The organism is Bacillus sp. PS196, from assembly GCF_037963555.1.
Classification (GTDB): domain Bacteria; phylum Bacillota; class Bacilli; order Bacillales; family Bacillaceae; genus Bacillus; species Bacillus subtilis.
The window spans coordinates 1,546,281-1,563,199 of sequence record NZ_CP150159.1 but is presented as its reverse complement, the minus strand read 5'-3'; the positions used below and the strand labels follow the sequence as shown (position 1 = coordinate 1,563,199).

The 16,919-nt window shown below is 43.7% G+C and carries 23 protein-coding genes; 5 read left to right on the top strand and 18 right to left on the bottom strand.

Going from position 1 to position 16,919, the window contains the following annotated elements:
* The first annotated feature begins 47 nt into the window (after positions 1 to 47).
* Positions 48 to 530, top strand: a complete 483-nt coding sequence (locus tag NST79_RS08325) for an N-acetyltransferase (RefSeq protein WP_014476736.1) — start codon at positions 48 to 50, stop codon at positions 528 to 530.
* A gap of 56 nt (positions 531 to 586) precedes the next feature.
* Here NST79_RS08325 and gerR read toward each other — a convergent pair whose 3' ends face one another.
* From gerR to NST79_RS08310, 3 genes are all read right to left on the bottom strand, one after another.
* Positions 587 to 1,168, bottom strand: coding sequence for a sporulation specific transcriptional regulator GerR (gene gerR / locus NST79_RS08320; protein ID WP_015383592.1), 582 nt, complete (start codon positions 1,166 to 1,168; stop codon positions 587 to 589).
* Positions 1,169 to 1,313: 145 nt separating this feature from the next.
* Positions 1,314 to 1,493 (bottom strand): 50S ribosomal protein L32, encoded by a 180-nt coding sequence (gene rpmF, locus NST79_RS08315; protein WP_003154457.1) that lies wholly within the window; start codon positions 1,491 to 1,493, stop codon positions 1,314 to 1,316.
* A gap of 21 nt (positions 1,494 to 1,514) precedes the next feature.
* The gene (locus NST79_RS08310) at positions 1,515 to 2,033 is read right to left on the bottom strand and encodes a DUF177 domain-containing protein (protein WP_014479718.1); all 519 of its coding nucleotides are present in this window, start codon (positions 2,031 to 2,033) and stop codon (positions 1,515 to 1,517) included.
* Between the two features lie 27 nt (positions 2,034 to 2,060).
* Between NST79_RS08310 and NST79_RS08305 the strand changes: the two genes are divergently transcribed.
* Both NST79_RS08305 and NST79_RS08300 read left to right on the top strand, forming a co-directional pair.
* The gene (locus tag NST79_RS08305; RefSeq protein ID WP_003232215.1) at positions 2,061 to 2,246 is read left to right on the top strand and encodes a hypothetical protein; all 186 of its coding nucleotides are present in this window, start codon (positions 2,061 to 2,063) and stop codon (positions 2,244 to 2,246) included.
* The gene (locus NST79_RS08300) at positions 2,243 to 3,490 is read left to right on the top strand and encodes a nucleotidyltransferase (protein ID WP_029317764.1); all 1,248 of its coding nucleotides are present in this window, start codon (positions 2,243 to 2,245) and stop codon (positions 3,488 to 3,490) included. The genes NST79_RS08305 and NST79_RS08300 overlap by 4 nt, the downstream gene beginning before the upstream one ends.
* A 16-nt stretch (positions 3,491 to 3,506) precedes the next feature.
* Here NST79_RS08300 and ddcP read toward each other — a convergent pair whose 3' ends face one another.
* Together ddcP and NST79_RS08290 are read right to left on the bottom strand one after the other, a co-directional pair.
* Complete coding sequence (gene ddcP / locus NST79_RS08295) at positions 3,507 to 4,532, bottom strand: protease DdcP (RefSeq protein ID WP_003245451.1); 1,026 nt, start codon at positions 4,530 to 4,532, stop codon at positions 3,507 to 3,509.
* 1 nt (position 4,533) lies between these two features.
* Positions 4,534 to 5,316 (bottom strand): patatin family protein, encoded by a 783-nt coding sequence (locus tag NST79_RS08290; protein ID WP_003232221.1) that lies wholly within the window; start codon positions 5,314 to 5,316, stop codon positions 4,534 to 4,536.
* 180 nt (positions 5,317 to 5,496) lie between these two features.
* On the opposite strand from NST79_RS08290, the gene spoVV reads away from it, so the two are divergent.
* Positions 5,497 to 6,723 carry a sporulation integral membrane protein YlbJ gene (gene spoVV, locus NST79_RS08285; protein WP_212059693.1) on the top strand — a complete coding sequence of 409 codons (1,227 nt, stop codon included), beginning with the start codon at positions 5,497 to 5,499 and terminating at the stop codon, positions 6,721 to 6,723.
* A gap of 10 nt (positions 6,724 to 6,733) precedes the next feature.
* Here spoVV and coaD read toward each other — a convergent pair whose 3' ends face one another.
* From coaD to NST79_RS08245, 8 genes are all read right to left on the bottom strand, one after another.
* A complete protein-coding gene (gene coaD / locus NST79_RS08280) occupies positions 6,734 to 7,219 on the bottom strand; it encodes a pantetheine-phosphate adenylyltransferase (RefSeq protein WP_003245283.1) in 486 nt (161 codons plus the stop codon).
* A 4-nt stretch (positions 7,220 to 7,223) separates the two neighbouring features.
* A complete protein-coding gene (gene rsmD / locus NST79_RS08275; RefSeq protein WP_212059695.1) occupies positions 7,224 to 7,778 on the bottom strand; it encodes a 16S rRNA (guanine(966)-N(2))-methyltransferase RsmD in 555 nt (184 codons plus the stop codon).
* Between the two features lie 322 nt (positions 7,779 to 8,100).
* Positions 8,101 to 8,373 carry a YlbG family protein gene (locus NST79_RS08270; protein ID WP_015715839.1) on the bottom strand — a complete coding sequence of 91 codons (273 nt, stop codon included), beginning with the start codon at positions 8,371 to 8,373 and terminating at the stop codon, positions 8,101 to 8,103.
* Positions 8,374 to 8,427: 54 nt separating this feature from the next.
* A complete protein-coding gene (gene ricF / locus NST79_RS08265; RefSeq protein ID WP_003221370.1) occupies positions 8,428 to 8,877 on the bottom strand; it encodes a regulatory iron-sulfur-containing complex subunit RicF in 450 nt (149 codons plus the stop codon).
* A gap of 115 nt (positions 8,878 to 8,992) precedes the next feature.
* Positions 8,993 to 9,232, bottom strand: a complete 240-nt coding sequence (locus NST79_RS08260) for a YlbE-like family protein (protein WP_003232231.1) — start codon at positions 9,230 to 9,232, stop codon at positions 8,993 to 8,995.
* 15 nt (positions 9,233 to 9,247) lie between these two features.
* On the bottom strand, positions 9,248 to 9,646 hold the full coding sequence (locus NST79_RS08255) for a YlbD family protein (RefSeq protein ID WP_003232233.1): 399 nt from the start codon (positions 9,644 to 9,646) through the stop codon (positions 9,248 to 9,250).
* Positions 9,647 to 9,877: 231 nt separating this feature from the next.
* Positions 9,878 to 10,918, bottom strand: a complete 1,041-nt coding sequence (locus NST79_RS08250; RefSeq protein ID WP_212059697.1) for a CAP domain-containing protein — start codon at positions 10,916 to 10,918, stop codon at positions 9,878 to 9,880.
* An 83-nt stretch (positions 10,919 to 11,001) separates the two neighbouring features.
* Complete coding sequence (locus NST79_RS08245) at positions 11,002 to 11,448, bottom strand: CBS domain-containing protein (protein WP_003221362.1); 447 nt, start codon at positions 11,446 to 11,448, stop codon at positions 11,002 to 11,004.
* 139 nt (positions 11,449 to 11,587) lie between these two features.
* On the opposite strand from NST79_RS08245, the gene NST79_RS08240 reads away from it, so the two are divergent.
* Positions 11,588 to 11,950 carry a YugN family protein gene (locus NST79_RS08240; protein WP_003232238.1) on the top strand — a complete coding sequence of 121 codons (363 nt, stop codon included), beginning with the start codon at positions 11,588 to 11,590 and terminating at the stop codon, positions 11,948 to 11,950.
* A 31-nt stretch (positions 11,951 to 11,981) separates the two neighbouring features.
* Here the strand turns inward: NST79_RS08240 and ctaG are convergent, their stop codons facing one another.
* From ctaG to coxB, 5 genes are read right to left on the bottom strand one after another with little or no spacing between them, the layout of a single operon-like run.
* Positions 11,982 to 12,875, bottom strand: a complete 894-nt coding sequence (gene ctaG, locus NST79_RS08235; protein WP_003244967.1) for a cytochrome c oxidase assembly factor CtaG — start codon at positions 12,873 to 12,875, stop codon at positions 11,982 to 11,984.
* 27 nt (positions 12,876 to 12,902) lie between these two features.
* The gene (gene ctaF, locus NST79_RS08230) at positions 12,903 to 13,235 is read right to left on the bottom strand and encodes a cytochrome c oxidase subunit IVB (RefSeq protein ID WP_212059704.1); all 333 of its coding nucleotides are present in this window, start codon (positions 13,233 to 13,235) and stop codon (positions 12,903 to 12,905) included.
* A 2-nt stretch (positions 13,236 to 13,237) separates the two neighbouring features.
* The gene (gene ctaE / locus NST79_RS08225) at positions 13,238 to 13,861 is read right to left on the bottom strand and encodes a cytochrome c oxidase subunit III (RefSeq protein WP_003232244.1); all 624 of its coding nucleotides are present in this window, start codon (positions 13,859 to 13,861) and stop codon (positions 13,238 to 13,240) included.
* A complete protein-coding gene (gene ctaD / locus NST79_RS08220) occupies positions 13,861 to 15,729 on the bottom strand; it encodes a cytochrome c oxidase subunit I (RefSeq protein WP_003232245.1) in 1,869 nt (622 codons plus the stop codon). The genes ctaE and ctaD overlap by 1 nt, the downstream gene beginning before the upstream one ends.
* Before the next feature lie 32 nt (positions 15,730 to 15,761).
* Positions 15,762 to 16,832: a cytochrome c oxidase subunit II gene (gene coxB, locus NST79_RS08215; protein ID WP_014663859.1), complete on the bottom strand. Its 1,071-nt coding sequence runs from the start codon at positions 16,830 to 16,832 to the stop codon at positions 15,762 to 15,764.
* Positions 16,833 to 16,919: the final 87 nt, after the last annotated feature.

The window sequence follows — 16,919 nt, the reverse complement described above, 5'->3', positions numbered from 1 at the left end:
ATAAAGCGTTTACAATATATGTAGAAACAACAAAGGGGGAGATTTGTTTGACAAAGGTAGAACGTCTGCTTATCAACTATAAAACGCTGGAAGAATTCAAGAAATTCAAAGAATACGGCATTCAGGAGCTTTCAATGCTTGAAGAACTTCAGGATAATATTATTGAAAATGACAGCACCTCGCCTTTTTACGGGATTTATTTTGGCGATAAACTTGTAGCACGAATGAGTCTGTATCAAGTTAACGGCAAATCGAATCCCTATTTTGACAACCGCCAGGATTATTTGGAGCTGTGGAAGCTTGAGGTTCTTCCGGGCTACCAGAACAGGGGATACGGGAGAGCCTTGGTTGAATTTGCAAAATCATTCAAAATGCCGATCCGGACAAATCCGAGAATGAAATCAGCGGAATTTTGGAACAAAATGAACTTTAAAACTGTTAAGTATGATATGGCGAGGGACAAAGGGGAAAACCCGCTCATCTGGCATCCTGATATGGATCACGAAATGACACCAGGAGAGTCTGCATAGAAATCAAAACAACCGGCCTATTCTTACTATAGGGCCGGTTCATTTCAGGCGTTTCTTTACGTTTCTTGAGCCGCTTTTTTCATTCTTCCGTCTTCCTTCGAAACAACCATTTTTCTGGCCCGATCCATGATATCGATCAGTGCCTTGTAATCCTCTTCTGTCATCTCTAGCTGATTCCGCAATGTCTGATTTTCACTCCGCAAATCCTCAAGCTCTTTTTGCAGCGATTGGATTTGCTCCTTCAATTTTTCCCTTTCAAGCTGAAATTCTTGTGCAGACGGCGCTTCTTTGAATTGTTCGAGAAATTGGATGACATCCTGAATGGACAAATCTCGTTTTCCTTCCGACGATGCCGAGGCAGTCTGCTTCATGGAATTCGGCATATTGACCGAATGAACGCCGATTTGCTTTCTCAGTTCTTTCCTTTGCTTTTTTGCAAGCTCTATACCTGACTGGTATTGTTTTCTCACATACGAGTTCCACCTGAAACCACAGGCTGCCGCGGTTCTGGTCAGCGCCCTTCCAACCTCCTCAAAGGCTGAAAGCTGTGTTCCTCCCTCTCGAATATGACGAAGCACCACTTCTGCCAGCAGCAAATCCTCATCCTGAGTCCAAGCATCTTGTCTTGTAATGGTCAAATTCAATCTCCCTCCATGTCAGCTTATTTATCTCATACATATGCCGGTAATAGATTAGATAGACTATTTGCACTCACAAATTTTCCGCAAGCTGACAGGAAGAGAAAAAGAAAAAGCGCAGGGCTTTCACCCCGCGCTTTTCTTATTAGTTACTTTTTACATTTATGTCTTTGCCGTTGTATGATCCGCATGCTTTGCATACACGGTGAGACAACTTCATCTCTCCGCATGACGGACATTCTGTCATACCAGGTACATTAAGTTTGAAATGTGTACGGCGCAATCTTTTCTTCATTTTAGAAGTTCTTCTAAAAGGTACAGCCATTATTCCCACCTCCTTAAAGAGTTAAGATTCATCATCTTGTTTTAAGAGCTTTTCGAGGGCTGCAAGTCTCGGATCAACTTGATTCTTCTTGTCTTCTTCCGAAATGACTTGCCAATCCTTTCCTTCTTGAGGAGCAGCTCCTTTTTCTTGTTCAGATTCACAAAAGATTTGCATAGGGATTTCTAAAAGAATTTCTTCTTTCACGATCGGAGTTAAGTCGATAGTATCGTCCTCAACAATGTGAACGTCATCATCTTCTATATCATCCGTGTGATGAAATATAAACAGTTCTTTTGTTGAAATTTCAAATGGATACGGGACATCAACGAGTGTTCTTGAGCATGGCAAAATCATTTCGCCTGAAATTGTAAAATCAAACGAAACCTGTTTGGATTTGATATCCGCTCTGCCCTTCACCCGGACGGGAGAAATGCGGCGAATGTCAGAATTCAGCTTTGTCAGCTCATTTAACTCAACTGTTTCATCAAACTCAAAACTTTGTTTTGGCATTTGATGCAGCTGATAAATCGTCCATTTCATTTGTATCACCTCAGGAAAGCAACAAACATGATTATAGCTTTTAAGATTGTTTTTGTCAATATTTTTTCTTTACAGCATAATGCTGCCATTGAAGTATCGTTGACAGCGGAATATGCTATGCATACACTTAAAACAAAAATAAGGCGTAAGAGTTTTCATTTGCAAATGTACCATACGTTTTTAAACATAGCAAGAAAGGCGGAAAAAATATGAAAGCTGTCGGATTGGTGGTTGAATATAATCCCTTTCATAACGGTCACCTTTATCATGCCCAAACAGCAAAGCTGCAAACCGGATGTGACACGGCTGTCGCGGTCATGAGCGGACATTTTTTACAGCGCGGGGAACCCGCTGTTGTATCAAAATGGGCCCGAACAAAAATGGCGCTGCAAAGCGGAGTTGATCTTGTCATTGAGCTGCCTTATCTTTATGCCGTGCAAAAAGCAGACATTTTTGCACGCGGCAGTGTTTCCATCCTGAACGAACTTGAATGTGAGGCGCTGTTTTTCGGGAGTGAAAATGGGGATATCAAGCCTTTTTTAGAAACAGCACAGCTTATTGATGAGCATAAACATATATTGAATGACCGAATTAAAGAAGAACTTAAAAAGGGGGCCAGTTACCCAGCAGCGGCGGCTATCGCCTTCAGCTCCATTTTGCATACTGAAAGTGCACTTGACTTGTCAAAACCAAATAACATTTTGGGATACCAGTATGTGACCTCGATTCTAACCGGGGGATATCCTATGAAACCTTATACTACGGCACGAATCTCTTCGGACTATCATGATGCCGATCTCCCTGAAGGCGAAAACCATATAGCAAGTGCCACAAGCATTAGAAAAGCGATGATTGGCCAGAATCTCGAAGCCTGCCTTCGTTTTCTCCCTGCTGCATCTGCACGTGAATTAGCAGCTTACCGCAAATCTTTCGGATTGTGGCATACACCTGAAAGCTACTTTTCTTACTTAAAATACAGCCTTTCAACTGTAACGGCACGGGAATTACAGCAAGTATACGAGGTGGAGGAAGGTTTAGAGCACAGAATTATTCGTTCGATCAGAAAATCCAGCTCCTATCAGGAATTTATGGAACTGCTGAAAACAAAACGCTATACGTGGACAAGGCTCCAGCGGATGAATACACACATTTTAACCAGAACAAAAAAACAGGATATGCAAAAGCTGCTTGACAACGATAAGGTGCCGTATATCAGGCTTCTCGGCATGACGAAAAAAGGACAGGCTTATTTATCCGAAAAGAAAAAAGCACTGTCTGTTCCGCTTGTCAGCAAACTGTCCTCTTTCTCCCATCCAGCTCTCGATCTGGACGTAAAAGCAAGCAGGATTTACAGCCTGCCGATAGAAGAGCCGCTGAGAACTGAGTTTGACCTGCAGGAATACGGACATGCACCGATTCGATATGACGAAGATGAACAACATTTTTTAAATGTATAGAAAAAGCACCTGATTCTCAGGTGCTTTTCGCTTTCAGCTTATTCAAATAATCAATCGCATCCTGCATGGTATCAACAGGCACAATCTTCATATTTGAATCAATATCTTTTGCTGTTTTTACTGCGTTCTTATAATCGGAATTGCTGGCGCCGTTTTGATTTGGCGCGAAGAAAATGTCTTTTCCGGCTTTGTCTGCGGCGACGACTTTTTGATCAATGCCGCCGATCGGGCCTACTTTTCCATCAACATCAATGGTACCTGTTCCCGCAATATCGTAGCCTTTTGTTTCGTCTGGTTTTGTCAGCTGATTATAGATTTCAAGGGACATCATTAACCCTGCTGACGGGCCGCCAATATTTTCGATTTCAAAATCAATATCAGGCTCTACCTTCACGTTTCTGTCTGTATAAAGCGAAACTCCGATTCCTGCCCGATCCGGCTCATCAGGAAATTGTTTTAACGTAAGGGTGACACGCTTTTCTTTTTCTTCTCTTTCGATCTTTAACGTGACTTTATCTCCCGCTTTTTTGCTGCTGATATAATCAATCAGCTTTTCAGCAGACTGATAGTTTTTGCCGTCTGCGCTGATGATTTTATCACCGACTTCTATTTTCCCTTTTGCCGGCATGTTTTCTACAACTGAGCTTGCGTATATGCCGTTAAAGGAATAGCTGACTTTTTTTCCTGCCTTTTGATAGGCGGCTATAACCGCATTTTCTTGCGAGCTTTTCATCATTTGGAGCTGTCTTTTCATATACTCCTTATCTGACTCGCCTTCCTCCTTAATGCTCTCATCAGGAACAATTTCATAATAAGGGTGCATCTTTGCCCACACATATGTAAATGGATTAGCCGGTCCCACTTTAACAGTCATTAAGGACAGACTTCCTTTTTCCGGGTAGCCTCCCTCCACTTTTATCAATGAAGCAAGCTCTGTCGCTTCTCCCGGTTTTGTAATATAGTATGGAAGTTTTATAAATGATAAAACGGCGATCAGTATGAGGATGACGAGCATCCAGCTAAAATGTTTTTTACGTAGCAAATTATGAGCCCTCCCAATTCTCTATTTCTTTTCTTATCTTGCTGATCATTCGGTTTGTCGCCTCTTCGCCTGCCGATATCATTTCTTCAATATTGGCAAACGAGCTTGAGCTGTATGTTTCAAGGGAAGGGCGAATCATGATATCTGCGGCAATTGTTTGATGCCGCACTAATTCATTTTGCAGTATATCCATACTTTGCATAATCACATCAAAAATATGCACTGCTGTTTCAGTTTTTCGAACCCTGGAAACATCCGAAGCGATGATAATATCAGCTCCCATGTCTTTCACAACAGAAACCGGAATTCGATCGACGACCGCGCCGTCTACAAGAAGGCGTCCGTCCAGCCGCTGCGGAATAAAGATACCCGGGATGCTGATGCTGGCCCTCACTGCATCTGACACTGATCCTTTTCGGAACACAATCTTTTCTCCCGTCTGTAGATCACACGCAACAATGCCCAGCGGGATTTGAAGCTCTTCAATCGGTTTTCCGAATGTATAAGCATGCACAAGCTGTCTGACGCGGTCACCTTTTAAAAAACCGAGTTTCGGAACCGTATAATCAGCATAAAGCCTTCGTTTAAAGGCTTTGGCTACTTTTTTCATCGTTGCCACGTCATGTCCGGCGGCGTAAAAACTGCCCACCAAAGCGCCCATGCTGCTTCCTGCAATCATATCCACTTCAATTTGGTGCTTATGTAAACTGGAAAGCACACCGAGATGAGCAAGCCCTCTGGCCCCTCCCGATCCTAACGCTAACCCGATTTTAGGTTTGGCCAAAGCGTTAACCTCCTGCCTGAATTCCCTGTATACCGAATTCTATGGTCTAAACTGAACCCCTATGCTCGTATATTAGTACAAAGAATCAAGAGGACAGGTACTGCTTGGCCGTTTTACATCATACATTATTTTATCATGATATACATGTCATTGGGCATTTTTAGCATCGGGGAGGTAAGAATGAACTTGTCGAAGATTAATACACTTTTGATTGCCTCGTTTTTTCTTTTTTTAACAGCGACTGTCATCTCACATCCACAGGCCTCATTCGAAGCCTCTAAAACCGGGCTGTCTATGTGGTGGGAGGTTGTGTTTCCGTCATTGCTGCCATTTTTTATTCTGTCCGAACTCTTAATCGGCTTTGGCATTGTGCGGTTTGTCGGTGTTTTGCTTGAGCCTTTTATGCGGCCGATCTTTCGCGTGCCGGGTGTCGGCGGATTCGTTCTTGCTATGGGAATGGCATCAGGAAACCCAGCGGGCGCAAAACTCACTGCCCGTCTGCGGCAGGAAAATCAGATTTCAAGAGTAGAAGCAGAACGGCTCGCGTCGTTTACCAATTCTTCAAACCCGCTCTTTATTTTCGGCGCTGTTGCCGTCGGTTTCTTTCAAAACGCATCACTAGGCATTTTATTAGCTTCTGCACACTATTTAGGGAATCTGGCTGTCGGTTTAACAATGCGCTCCTATGGCCGCAAGGAAGAGCAGCATCTCAGAAGAAAGAAAACGATACCTTTCCCTTCAGTCAAAGATGCTTTACACGCTCTTCATACCGCCAGACTTGCAGAAAAACGGCCCTTGGGTAAAATTTTAGGCGACGCCGTGACGTCTTCTGTTCAAACGCTTCTTATGGTAGGCGGCTTTATTATTTTATTTTCTGTCTTCAATCGGCTGTTGTCAGTGGTCCAGCTGACTGATGTTTTGTCTGTTTTCACAAAAGGAGCACTGACTTTGTTTCAGCTTCCGACTCAATTGGACATTCCGCTTTTATCAGGGATGTTTGAAATTACATTAGGCAGCAAGCTTGTCAGCGAGACAGATGTTTCTCTTCTGCAAAAATCCATTATCGTCAGCTTTATTCTCGGGTTTAGCGGCTTTTCCGTACAAGCTCAGGTGGCAGGTATTTTATCGGAAACCGACATTAGATTTAAACCATTCTTTATCGCACGTTTGCTGCAGGGCGTTTATGCCGCTGTCTTCGTCATGTTTTTATGGAAACCTCTTTACACGGCATGGCATGATCCGTATCAGTATGTATTTAAATCTCTTAACAGCAGTGACATGCCAACTGCCTTTATAAACGGCTGGAATCTGCTTGTGCAGATCGGACCTGCTGTCACACTATGCGCGCTGTTTACGTACATTATCATTTTTTCTTACAGACTGACAAACGGAACAAAAAAAGGATGAGTCAAAACCCTCATCCTTGTCTGAATTTTTGCTGAAGCGCCAGCTCTACTTCCGGCGGTACAAACTCTGATACCGAGCCGTTGTATCTTGCCACTTCTTTTACGATGCTTGAACTTAGAAACGAATATTGATTGTTTGTCATCATAAAAAACGTCTCAATAGATTCATCAAGCACCCGGTTTACTGATGTCCCCTGCATCTCGTATTCAAAATCAGATACAGCTCTCAAGCCTCTTAAAATCGCTTTCGCATTTTTTCTTTTTGCATAATCAATTAACAGGCCTTGCGATGTTTCAACTGTTATGTTCGGAATGTCTTTTGTGACTTCTCTCAGAAGCTCACACCGTTCTTCCACACTGAACAAAGGCTTTTTTGAAGAATTATTCAGCACACATACATACACTTGTTCAAAAATATGCGCCCCGCGTTTGATGATGTCCAGATGCCCGTAGGTCACAGGATCAAAACTGCCGGGACAGACAGCTATACTCGCCACCTCACTACCCCCTCTTTTTATAAATCGCCACACCTGTTAACCCATAGGTTTCTTTTCTTGTCATCACAAGTTCTCCTACGGTTTCGGGAAGCTCGACCTCTCTGTCATGCTCAGCGACGATAAAGCCGTCTTCTTCCAGCATTTGATATTCATCAATCATCGTTAAAAGTGCTTTCAGCTTTTGTTCCTTATACGGCGGATCGAGAAAAATTCCGTGAAAGCCGGTTTCTCTTTTAGCAGCAGCGTGCAAAGCACGTTCCGCATCATTGCGGTATACCTGTGCATGTTTTGTAAGCTCCAGCGTTTTTAAATTAGATTTTACCGTTTGAATCGCTTTAAAATCACGGTCAACGAATATACAATGCTCAAACCCGCGTGAAAGCGCTTCGATTCCAAGACCTCCGCTCCCTGCGAATAAGTCAAGTCCCCTGCCCCCGTCAAAATAAGGGCCGATCATATTGAAAATGGATTCCTTCACTTTGTCGGTTGTCGGTCTTGTTGATGTTCCGGGTACAGCCTTTAGTGAACGGCCTTTTTTTGATCCAGAAATTACTCTCATGTTCCACACCACTTTTTCTAAAAGCTATTTTGTTTCTTTATTCGGCCGGACGCCGCTATGTACATAGAAAAAAATCAATCCTATCTTAACATAAAGCATTCTTCCAAACAATGAACGCTAATCTTGATAAACAGGTGTATAGGCAGCATGATCCTTGTCCATACTATAAGCAACAGCATCTAGAGGATGTTGTTGCCAACCGCGGAGAAGACTTACGTTTCCCCATAAGTTCTTCCTCCGGTTTCTCCTCTCCCTTTGCCTTCTCCTTAACATATTAAGGAATAGAAGGACCCCGCAGATGCCTGCGGGGATTTTTTTATAGCTATATGCCGATTTTATAATCGTATTCTTTTGCCTTATCAAGCTTTGACTCGAATTCCAATTTTAAAAACGGTTTATAAGAAGGCTCCACTTTTTTCACAAATGAGTAAGACGCAATCTTGTCCATTGTTTTTTCAATTTGGTTCATATCACAGTACAGTACGACATATTTTAATCGTTTTGATACATAGTGCACATTCCCGAACTTCCTCAGCATTTTGCTCTGCTTTAGGGAGTGCAGATACACAACCATGCCCTGGCGCCTATTCTCCAATACAATCACCTGCCTGTTTTCTCTTATATGTAAAAGACGAGACGGCCAGTCTCGTCAGGACACTTTACATCCGCAGCTTCCGCCTGAACCGCAACCGCCTCCGCATGAAGACAAACCGTCAAAATAAGGGTTCCCAGTCGGAACTTTCACATGCTCCGAAACAGCTGTCCCAATCTCAACGCTGACCTCATCAAGAATGGACTGGAGCTCATTTTCAGCTCTCTTGAAGTCAGCCACCTTATCGTTCAGGTCCAGCTCACGTTTGATCTCCCTCATTTTCCGGGATATTTCTCTATAGTCAGGATGATATTTGCCAAAACGCTGTACATCCTCATACTGCTCTTTTATTTTGATAAAAGAACGAATAATCCGACCTGCCTCTTCATCTTCCTGGAGACGCTTGTAACAATTGCGGTAGTTCTCAGCCGTCTCCGACTGCAGAATCATCTCGGCAAGCTGCTGAGCTTCACTTTGAAGCCGCACGGATTCCATCGTCGCATACATAACATGCACCTCCAGTTGTTAGTTTACCATGAAACCAGCCAATTGGAAAATGCTTAACCGCAGCCGTATACAAAACCTTATGTCCGCATGAAAAAAGACCCTTTTTCGGGGCCTTTTAATCTTTTGTCCGCATCGCTTGAAACATTTGCATCATCATTTGCGCCATTTGAATCCCGTTCGTAAACTGATTCACCCGATGGGGAATGGTTTTTTCATAAAAATTCATCATTTCAAGCTGAAAGGAGGACAGATCATCCGGTTTTCTTGAAAGCCTGCGGTACCATATCGGCTGTTCTCTGATGAATCGTTTCCGTTCTTCGTTTGCTAAAATATATTCCTGAACCTCTTTGCGCATATGAGCTCCCCTTTTTTAATCCTTTCGAAAAGAAAAAGGATGCTGTCCAGAGCCTGGCTGAGAATGCTTCTGTCCGCTTCCGGAAAATGTATTAAGAAGGCTTTGCAACGATGAGATCGACTGGCTCATTTTATTGATTTGTTCGTTCATTTGATTGACATCCATCTTTTTCACCGCTGTCACCATTTTCGAGACAAAATCATTTTTTTGCGGTGTTTCAGGCACAGCTTCAGAAGCTTCTTCCGGTTCCCGATACGGATCCCAAATCGGATCGCTCTCCCCGAAGAGGACCCAATTTTCATATACGTCCTGCCAGCTTCTTTGTTCTTTGCGCACTTCTTTTATCAGCTTGGGATGCTTTTTGACGAATTGTTTAAAGTCATTGATTGAATGATTGGCATGTTGATTCGCCACAATCCTCACCCCCTCCGAAAATCGTTACCTACTACAATGTATCGTTTTGTCGGGCATTGTGTTCGCCTATATTCATTCCCAAATGAATTTTTAGCGATATCCCTATACACTGGTGAAAAAGCCTGACTGAAGGGATGGGAAACGGCCTTATCTGTAAGCTATCAGCACATTCATTCAGACCAGCTTGTATGGAAATAGAAAAAGCCGGGAACCATTCGTCCGCGGCTTTCATTACCATCGCTTAATAAAATTTTGGGTGTAATATTTCCGGTCTACGCCGACACCAAGATGCGTATAATCTGAATTCAGAAGCGCTTTTCGATGACCTTCGCTATTCAGCCAGCCTTCTACAGCAGCCGGACCGTCCACATAATTGTATGCGATATTTTCTCCCGCTTGCTGAAAGTCAACATGCCCTTCTTCTAAGCGGTCTTTCAGCGAGCCGTATTTTTTAGAGACATGGGAGAAATAATTATTTTCCTTCATATCCTCACTATGCCCAAATGCCACTTCCGCCGTTGGCTGATCCCACTCAAGCTTCGTAAGTCCATGTTTAACGCGTATGACATTCGTCAAATCAAGGATTTGCTTTTCGCTCGTTGTTTGGATCTTTTTCCATTTCTCATCTGAAACGGCTTTCGGTTTAATTAATTCCCCGCGGTACACTACCTCATAAGGTCTTTGCTTTACAAAGGTCTGCGCATCAAACGCCCTGATGCTGGATAGCTTCCCCTCAAATTTGTCCATATACAGCTGGACATACATCTTTCCTACCTTTACAGTCGGTCTTGTATTGATATCTTCTTCAGAAAATTCAAAACGATAGGAATTTCCTTTATACTCTACATTCACAAATGGTGCCACCTGGGTGGTCTTGAATACTTCGCCAGTTGATTCTCCAATTTTGAAAGGCTTGGCGTTAATATCATTACCCGCCGCGAATAATGTGACCACTTTATTGTTTAATACCCCGATTTGGATATATTGATCCTTACCTTGATTGTATACCCACCAATCGTAATCATAAGCCGAAGGGTCAATACGTTCAGGTTCCCCAAGCTTTTTCGTTACTTCATCGGCGGGCTTGCCCATGAAGGACAATAACCCTGAAGTCGGCATATGTATTCGTTTGCCGCTTTGCGCTTCCTCATTCGACACCTGAGGCTCGCTGTCATTTGATTTCTTTTCAGGAACAGATCCATATTGAATAAACAGAACATAAGTTCCGCAGATAATCAAAAGGATAACCATTGCTCTCAATATATTTTTCAATCTATCACCCCCGTGGCGATTCACAATCTTTTGCTTACATCCCATTACAATACAGCCTATTTAACATGTCAAAGATTTATGTGTTAATGAAAAAAGCCTTCTTCTCTATTATCACCTTCGGAAATATCCGATAAGGCGCTGCCGGCACGTTCATTCGTTTGCTCAGATAAAGAAAGATCACCAAGCGTGACAATTCCAGTCAGTTTTTTATTTTTTGTAACTGGTATCCTTCTGAGCTGATGCGATGCCATCAAATGAAGAACCTCATCGACTGAAGCATCTTCCTCCACACTGACAGGTTTTTCAGTCATCGCGTCAGTGATTTTTTGCGAGTTCGGTTTTTTGATGGCGATTCCCCTTAATACGAGATCGCGGTCGGTTACGATGCCGACCAATGTTTCCCCGTCCTCATCAACTACCGGAATCGCTCCTACATTTGCGTCCTTCATCTTTACTGCAGCTTCATATACATTATCTAATACCGTGCAATATTGCAAGTCGGCTGTCATCAGATCTTTTATTTTTGTCATCCGTTTAACCTCCTTTAGTCTAGTGCTATTGTCGTCAAAATTTAATTTTTGCATACTTTCAAAAGAAGAAGATTCATTGAAAGTTTAACGCTTTCATACTATGATTGTCAGGAAAGGTAATTTTTATAAGGAGGGGTCAGTGTTGAAGTTTACTGAAAGCGGACTTGAAGGGGTTAAGGCTGAGCTCAGCTGGCTAGACGACTTAATGGAAAGCAAAGGTCTTATCAGAGCGGGTCAATGGGATTACGAGAGAGTCACCTATGACAAGAAGTTTTCGACGATTGAGGGTACGTTTTACCTGCGGATACAAGGTATTGCGGCAGAAGGCGATGTCGGAAGCGGGCGCGCCGTGATTCAATTAATGTCCCCTCTCCTAGGAAAGCATTACTACCCTCATGGAGTAGAATATGGAGAAACGGAAGAGTTTCCTGTACAGGTTGTGACAAAAAGCAAGGCACTGATTCAGGACATAGCCAACATGTTAAAAACAGTTCAAATGTAACGAAAAGGTACAGCATATTTCGCTGTACCTTTTATGATATCGTCTGCTGAATATACGGCGGCTCCTCCTGCCCGTCCTTTTCCCTTTCTTTCTTCACCCATTGGAAAAAAATAACAGCCAAAAAAGTACCGTACACAATTTCCTGAATGATTTTCATCATGACTGCTCCGAGCTGCTGATCCTCTAACAAAGGCAGTGTATTCAACATCTCTGGCCCTGTTAATGGGACCTGCCCCATCATATCCGCTGGCACGCAAAGCCTCATTGCCTCAGCCCATAAAGCCGGATCTGTATAGGTGGCGTATAACGGTGCACCGCTGAACATGATCAAGGCGCAAGCAGGTGTGAGCAGCATACCGTCCGCCATAATATAACCCAGCTTCATCAAGCCGCTGAGCTGCCGTAGACGCTCAACCTTATGAACAAGCGGCCACCACATGAAGAACGCAAGCACAAAGATAAGCCAAGTGATTAATGTATGGTAAAACGGATCTGTTTTGACAGTATCAAATATAAGCGGTACATGATATAAAGAAAAAATGCCGTTAAACAAAAGCAAAGCAATTAAAGGCGTCGTAAAAAAGGAAAAAACCGGTTTGATTGAAGGCCTGAAAATGATTTTTTCCCAGAGCCATGCAGGAATCCCCGCGATCAAAAGCGGCGGGACAACCAAATACAGGACGGCCATCTGCACCATATGTGCGCTGAACATAATATGTCCGAGCAGATCAACCGGGCTTCCCTCGGCTGCATATAAAAACAGCATCGCCGACAGAAAGCACACCATCTCTTTACCAGTTATTCGATTTGGCTTTGAAGACATTCGCCTATAAAAATAGAGATAAAGCGCCGTAATGCCTAACAGGATACAAAAAAGATAAGGGCTCCACATCGCGCGAAACCCGAATATCTCCAACTGATTCATTTCTTCACCTCCGGCGGCTGTTTCAAATTACCACCATATAATTGTCACAAACGCAAGCACAGTGATAAACGCGACAAACACCCCTGAATACAAAAACAGTGCCGGCGCCTCATGCCCTTTCTGATTCATATGCATGAAATAATACAGCTGAAAGATGACTTGAATTGCAGCTAGCAAAATAATGAAAGGAATCGTAAACCAGCTGCCGACACCGTCCGTGGCCACAGTCAGAAATGCAACAATCGTAAGACCGATCATTAAACCAAAAGACAGGACTTGATATTTCATCTCCCGGGCATGCTTTTTTTTCTTAAATTCAAGGTCGCTATTAATATGCCCTCTGCATTTTTTATCGACCATGTTTATCCCACCATCCCCATTAAATATACAACGGTAAAGATGAAGACCCACACGACATCAATAAAGTGCCAATAAAGGCTGGCAACGTAAAACTTAGGCGCCGTATACAGATTCAGCCCTCTCTTGGCATTGCGGATCATAAGCGTGCTGATCCACATAAGCCCAAATGCCACGTGGGCGCCGTGCGTACCGACAAGCGTGTAAAACGCAGAACCAAGGGCAGAGCTTGTGATGGTAAAGCCAAATTCATGGGTGTAATGCTTGAACTCATAGATTTCCAGTCCTAAAAAGCCCGCCCCCAATAAAATCGTAATTCCCAGCCAAAGCTGCATCTTGCCGAAGGAAAAGTTCTTCATGTGGTACATCGCGTACACACTCGTTAAACTGCTCGTTAATAGAAGCATTGTGGCAATGAATACAAGTGTCACATCGAACATTTCCGTCGTAGGCGGATCACCGGCATTTGAATTCCGAAGCGCAAGAAACGTGGCGAAGAGAGACGCAAACAGAACAGTCTCTCCGCCAAGAAAAAGCCAAAAGCCTAAAAATTTATTTTTCCCTTCCAGGGTTACTTTTTCAGGAGAAGCTGGAAAGGTTTCTGCGGTGAATTTTTCTTGAACTTGCATTATGCCTTCACCCCTTTATCATCGTTCGGCAGTTCCTCTTTATGAATATGATAGCCGTGATCATCAATTACTGAACGAAGCAGCATCGTAATAAATGTGATGCCGAGCCCGATAAAGATCACCGGCAGGCCCCAAGCGTAATCACTTCTGTACAGCAGCCCGAACGCTGCGACAAAAAGGCCGAAGGAAATGATGAGCGGCAGGATTGAGCCGTTTGGCATATGAATATCATCAACCGGTTCCGCCGGCGTCATTGATTTGTGCCCTGCCTGCTTCTCGATCCAAAGCGGATCAAGTCCTCTGACAAAAGGAAGCTGTTTAAAGTTATACTCCGGCGGCGGTGAAGAAACGGTCCATTCCAGCGTACGTCCGTCATGCCATGGATCAGCACCTACATATTCACCTTTTACCGATGTCCATATGACATTGACCAGCAGAAGAATAACAGCTGCCGCCATAAAAAACGCCCCGATTGTACTGATCAAGTTGCCGGTTTCCAGACCCTGTCCTGGCAAAAACGTATAAACCCGGCGCGGCATCCCCATTAAGCCGACAAAATGCTGAATGAAAAACGTGAGGTGAAAGCCGATAAAAAACAATACAAATGAAATTTTCCCCATCGTTTCATGCAGAATTTTACCGAACATTTTCGGCCACCAGAAATGAACACCGGCTAAAAGGCCGAATACAACGCCGCCAATAATGACGTAGTGGAAGTGCGCAACCACAAAATACGTATCATGAAACTGATAATCAGCCGCAGCAGCTGCCAGCATGACTCCCGTCACACCGCCGAGCACAAAGGATGGAATAAATGAGACAGCATACAGCATAGCGGTTGTATACTTCACATTTCCTCCCCAAATCGTCAACAGCCAGTTAAAAATCTTAATCCCGGTCGGAATCGCGATAGCCATTGTTGCAACCGCAAAAATCGCATTTGCAATTGGGCCGAGACCAGTCGTGAACATGTGGTGCACCCAAACCATAAAGCCCAGAAAGCCGATGAGCACGATTGCAAAAACCATTGAAGAATAGCCAAACAAACGCTTTCTGGCGAACACAGGGATGACCTCAGAAAAAATACCGAATGCAGGCAAAATTAGGATATAAACCTCCGGGTGGCCAAAAATCCAAAATAAATGTTCCCAAATGACCGTATTTCCGCCAAGCTCCGGATTAAAGAAATTGGTTCCGAACAGCCGATCCAGCATCATGAGAGCCAATCCAACCGTAAGCGGCGGAAACGCGAACAAAATCAATGCCGAGGCCACAAATGTCGTCCATGTAAACAAAGGCAGCCTCATATACGTCATGCCCGGAGCCCTCATGTTGATAATCGTGGCCAAAAAGTTAATCCCGGCTATCAGCGTCCCGAGCCCCGATATTTGGAGTCCGAGGACGAAAAAGTCTATGCCGTGCCCTTTAGAATGAAGCGAAAGTGAGGCATATGATGTCCAGCCCGCATCTGGCGCTCCGCCCAAAAACCAGCTTAGATTTAAGAAAATGCCCCCGAAAAAGAAGAGCCAAAAACCAAGCGCGTTTAAAAATGGAAACGAAACGTCCCGAGCCCCGATCTGCAAAGGCACAACCGCATTCATCAAGGCAAATAAGAGCGGCATCGCAGCCAGAAAGATCATCGTCGTTCCGTGCATAGTCATTACTTCATTGTACGCTTGAGCACTGAGAAACGCATTTTCCGGCTTTGCAAGCTGAATTCTGATAAACATCGCTTCAATTCCCCCGACAAGAAAGAAGAATCCCCCTGCCACTAAATAAAGAATCGCGATTTTTTTATGGTCCACCGTCGTCAAATAATCCCAAAGCATAGATCCGCGCGTCCGCTTTTCTGTAAGCGCATTCAACATATGTGACCTCCCCCAATATCTCCCTTTCTTCCCTACTTGCTTTCCGCTTTTAAGCCTTTTAAGTATTCATAAAGCGCATCTGTTTCGCTGTCTGAGAGCTTTGGATATGTGCCTGTCATTTTGTTCCCCGGCTTTATACTGTCAGGGTCCTTCAGCCAAGCCTTCACATTTTCTTTGTTGGCCTCTTTCACCCCTGCCACTTTTGTCCTTTCACCGAAGGTCGCCAAGTTAGGTGCCGTTCTAGCGGCTTCTGCACGCTTATCATTCGGCTCTACCGCATGGCAGCTCAGGCAGTTTTTCTCTTTAAACAGTTCTTCACCCTGCTTAGCCAAATCGCTCTCTGCTGTAGACTTATAGTTCTTCATTTCTTTTGTCCAGCCCTGAAATTCTTTTGCAGACATCGTCTTCACCTTAAAATCCATCAGCGCATGTGAAGGGCCGCAAAGCTCTGCACACTTCCCAAAAAACATATCTCCTGCCTCTTTGCTTCGTTTTGAATCAAATGTCAGGAAGAACTTATTTTCATTATCCGTATTCGTATCAAGTTTTCCTCCAACTGAAGGAATCCAGAAGGAATGTTTTACATCAGAGGCTTTTAAATTAAAATATACACGCTGATCTGTCGGTACAATCAGCTCCTGGCTTGTGATAATGCCGTAATCAGGGTACTCAAACTCCCACCAGTATAAATTTGCCCTAACATTGACTACAAGAGCATCCTCAGCTTTGCGGCCTTTTTTATCCATTGGTGATGTGTCCGCTAGCTCCAGCGTATATAATACAACAGGAATCACAAGAATAATGAGCAGCAAAATCGGGATCACGGTCCATGTGATTTCTAAAAATTTATTCCCCTCTACCTGTTTCGGTATCGTGTTCTCACCGACCCGTGATCTTCTGAATCTCACAATCACATAAAAGAAGATAACAGATACTACTGCAACAACAACAACCATAATCAATGTGCTGAGCACTGTCAGGTCATACTGTTTATCAGCCACCTCGCCAGCAGGCTTGAGCGTGGATAAAAAAGGTTTTCCACATCCGCTTAATAGAAGCGGCACTAAGGCTAATAATAAAATAAGACGCCAATGCTTTACCATTTCACCCAACCCCTTTTCTGGTCAATACAAAGGCGGAAAGCAGATCGAAATCTACCGCAATCCAACCTATCACCAATAAAGCACTTA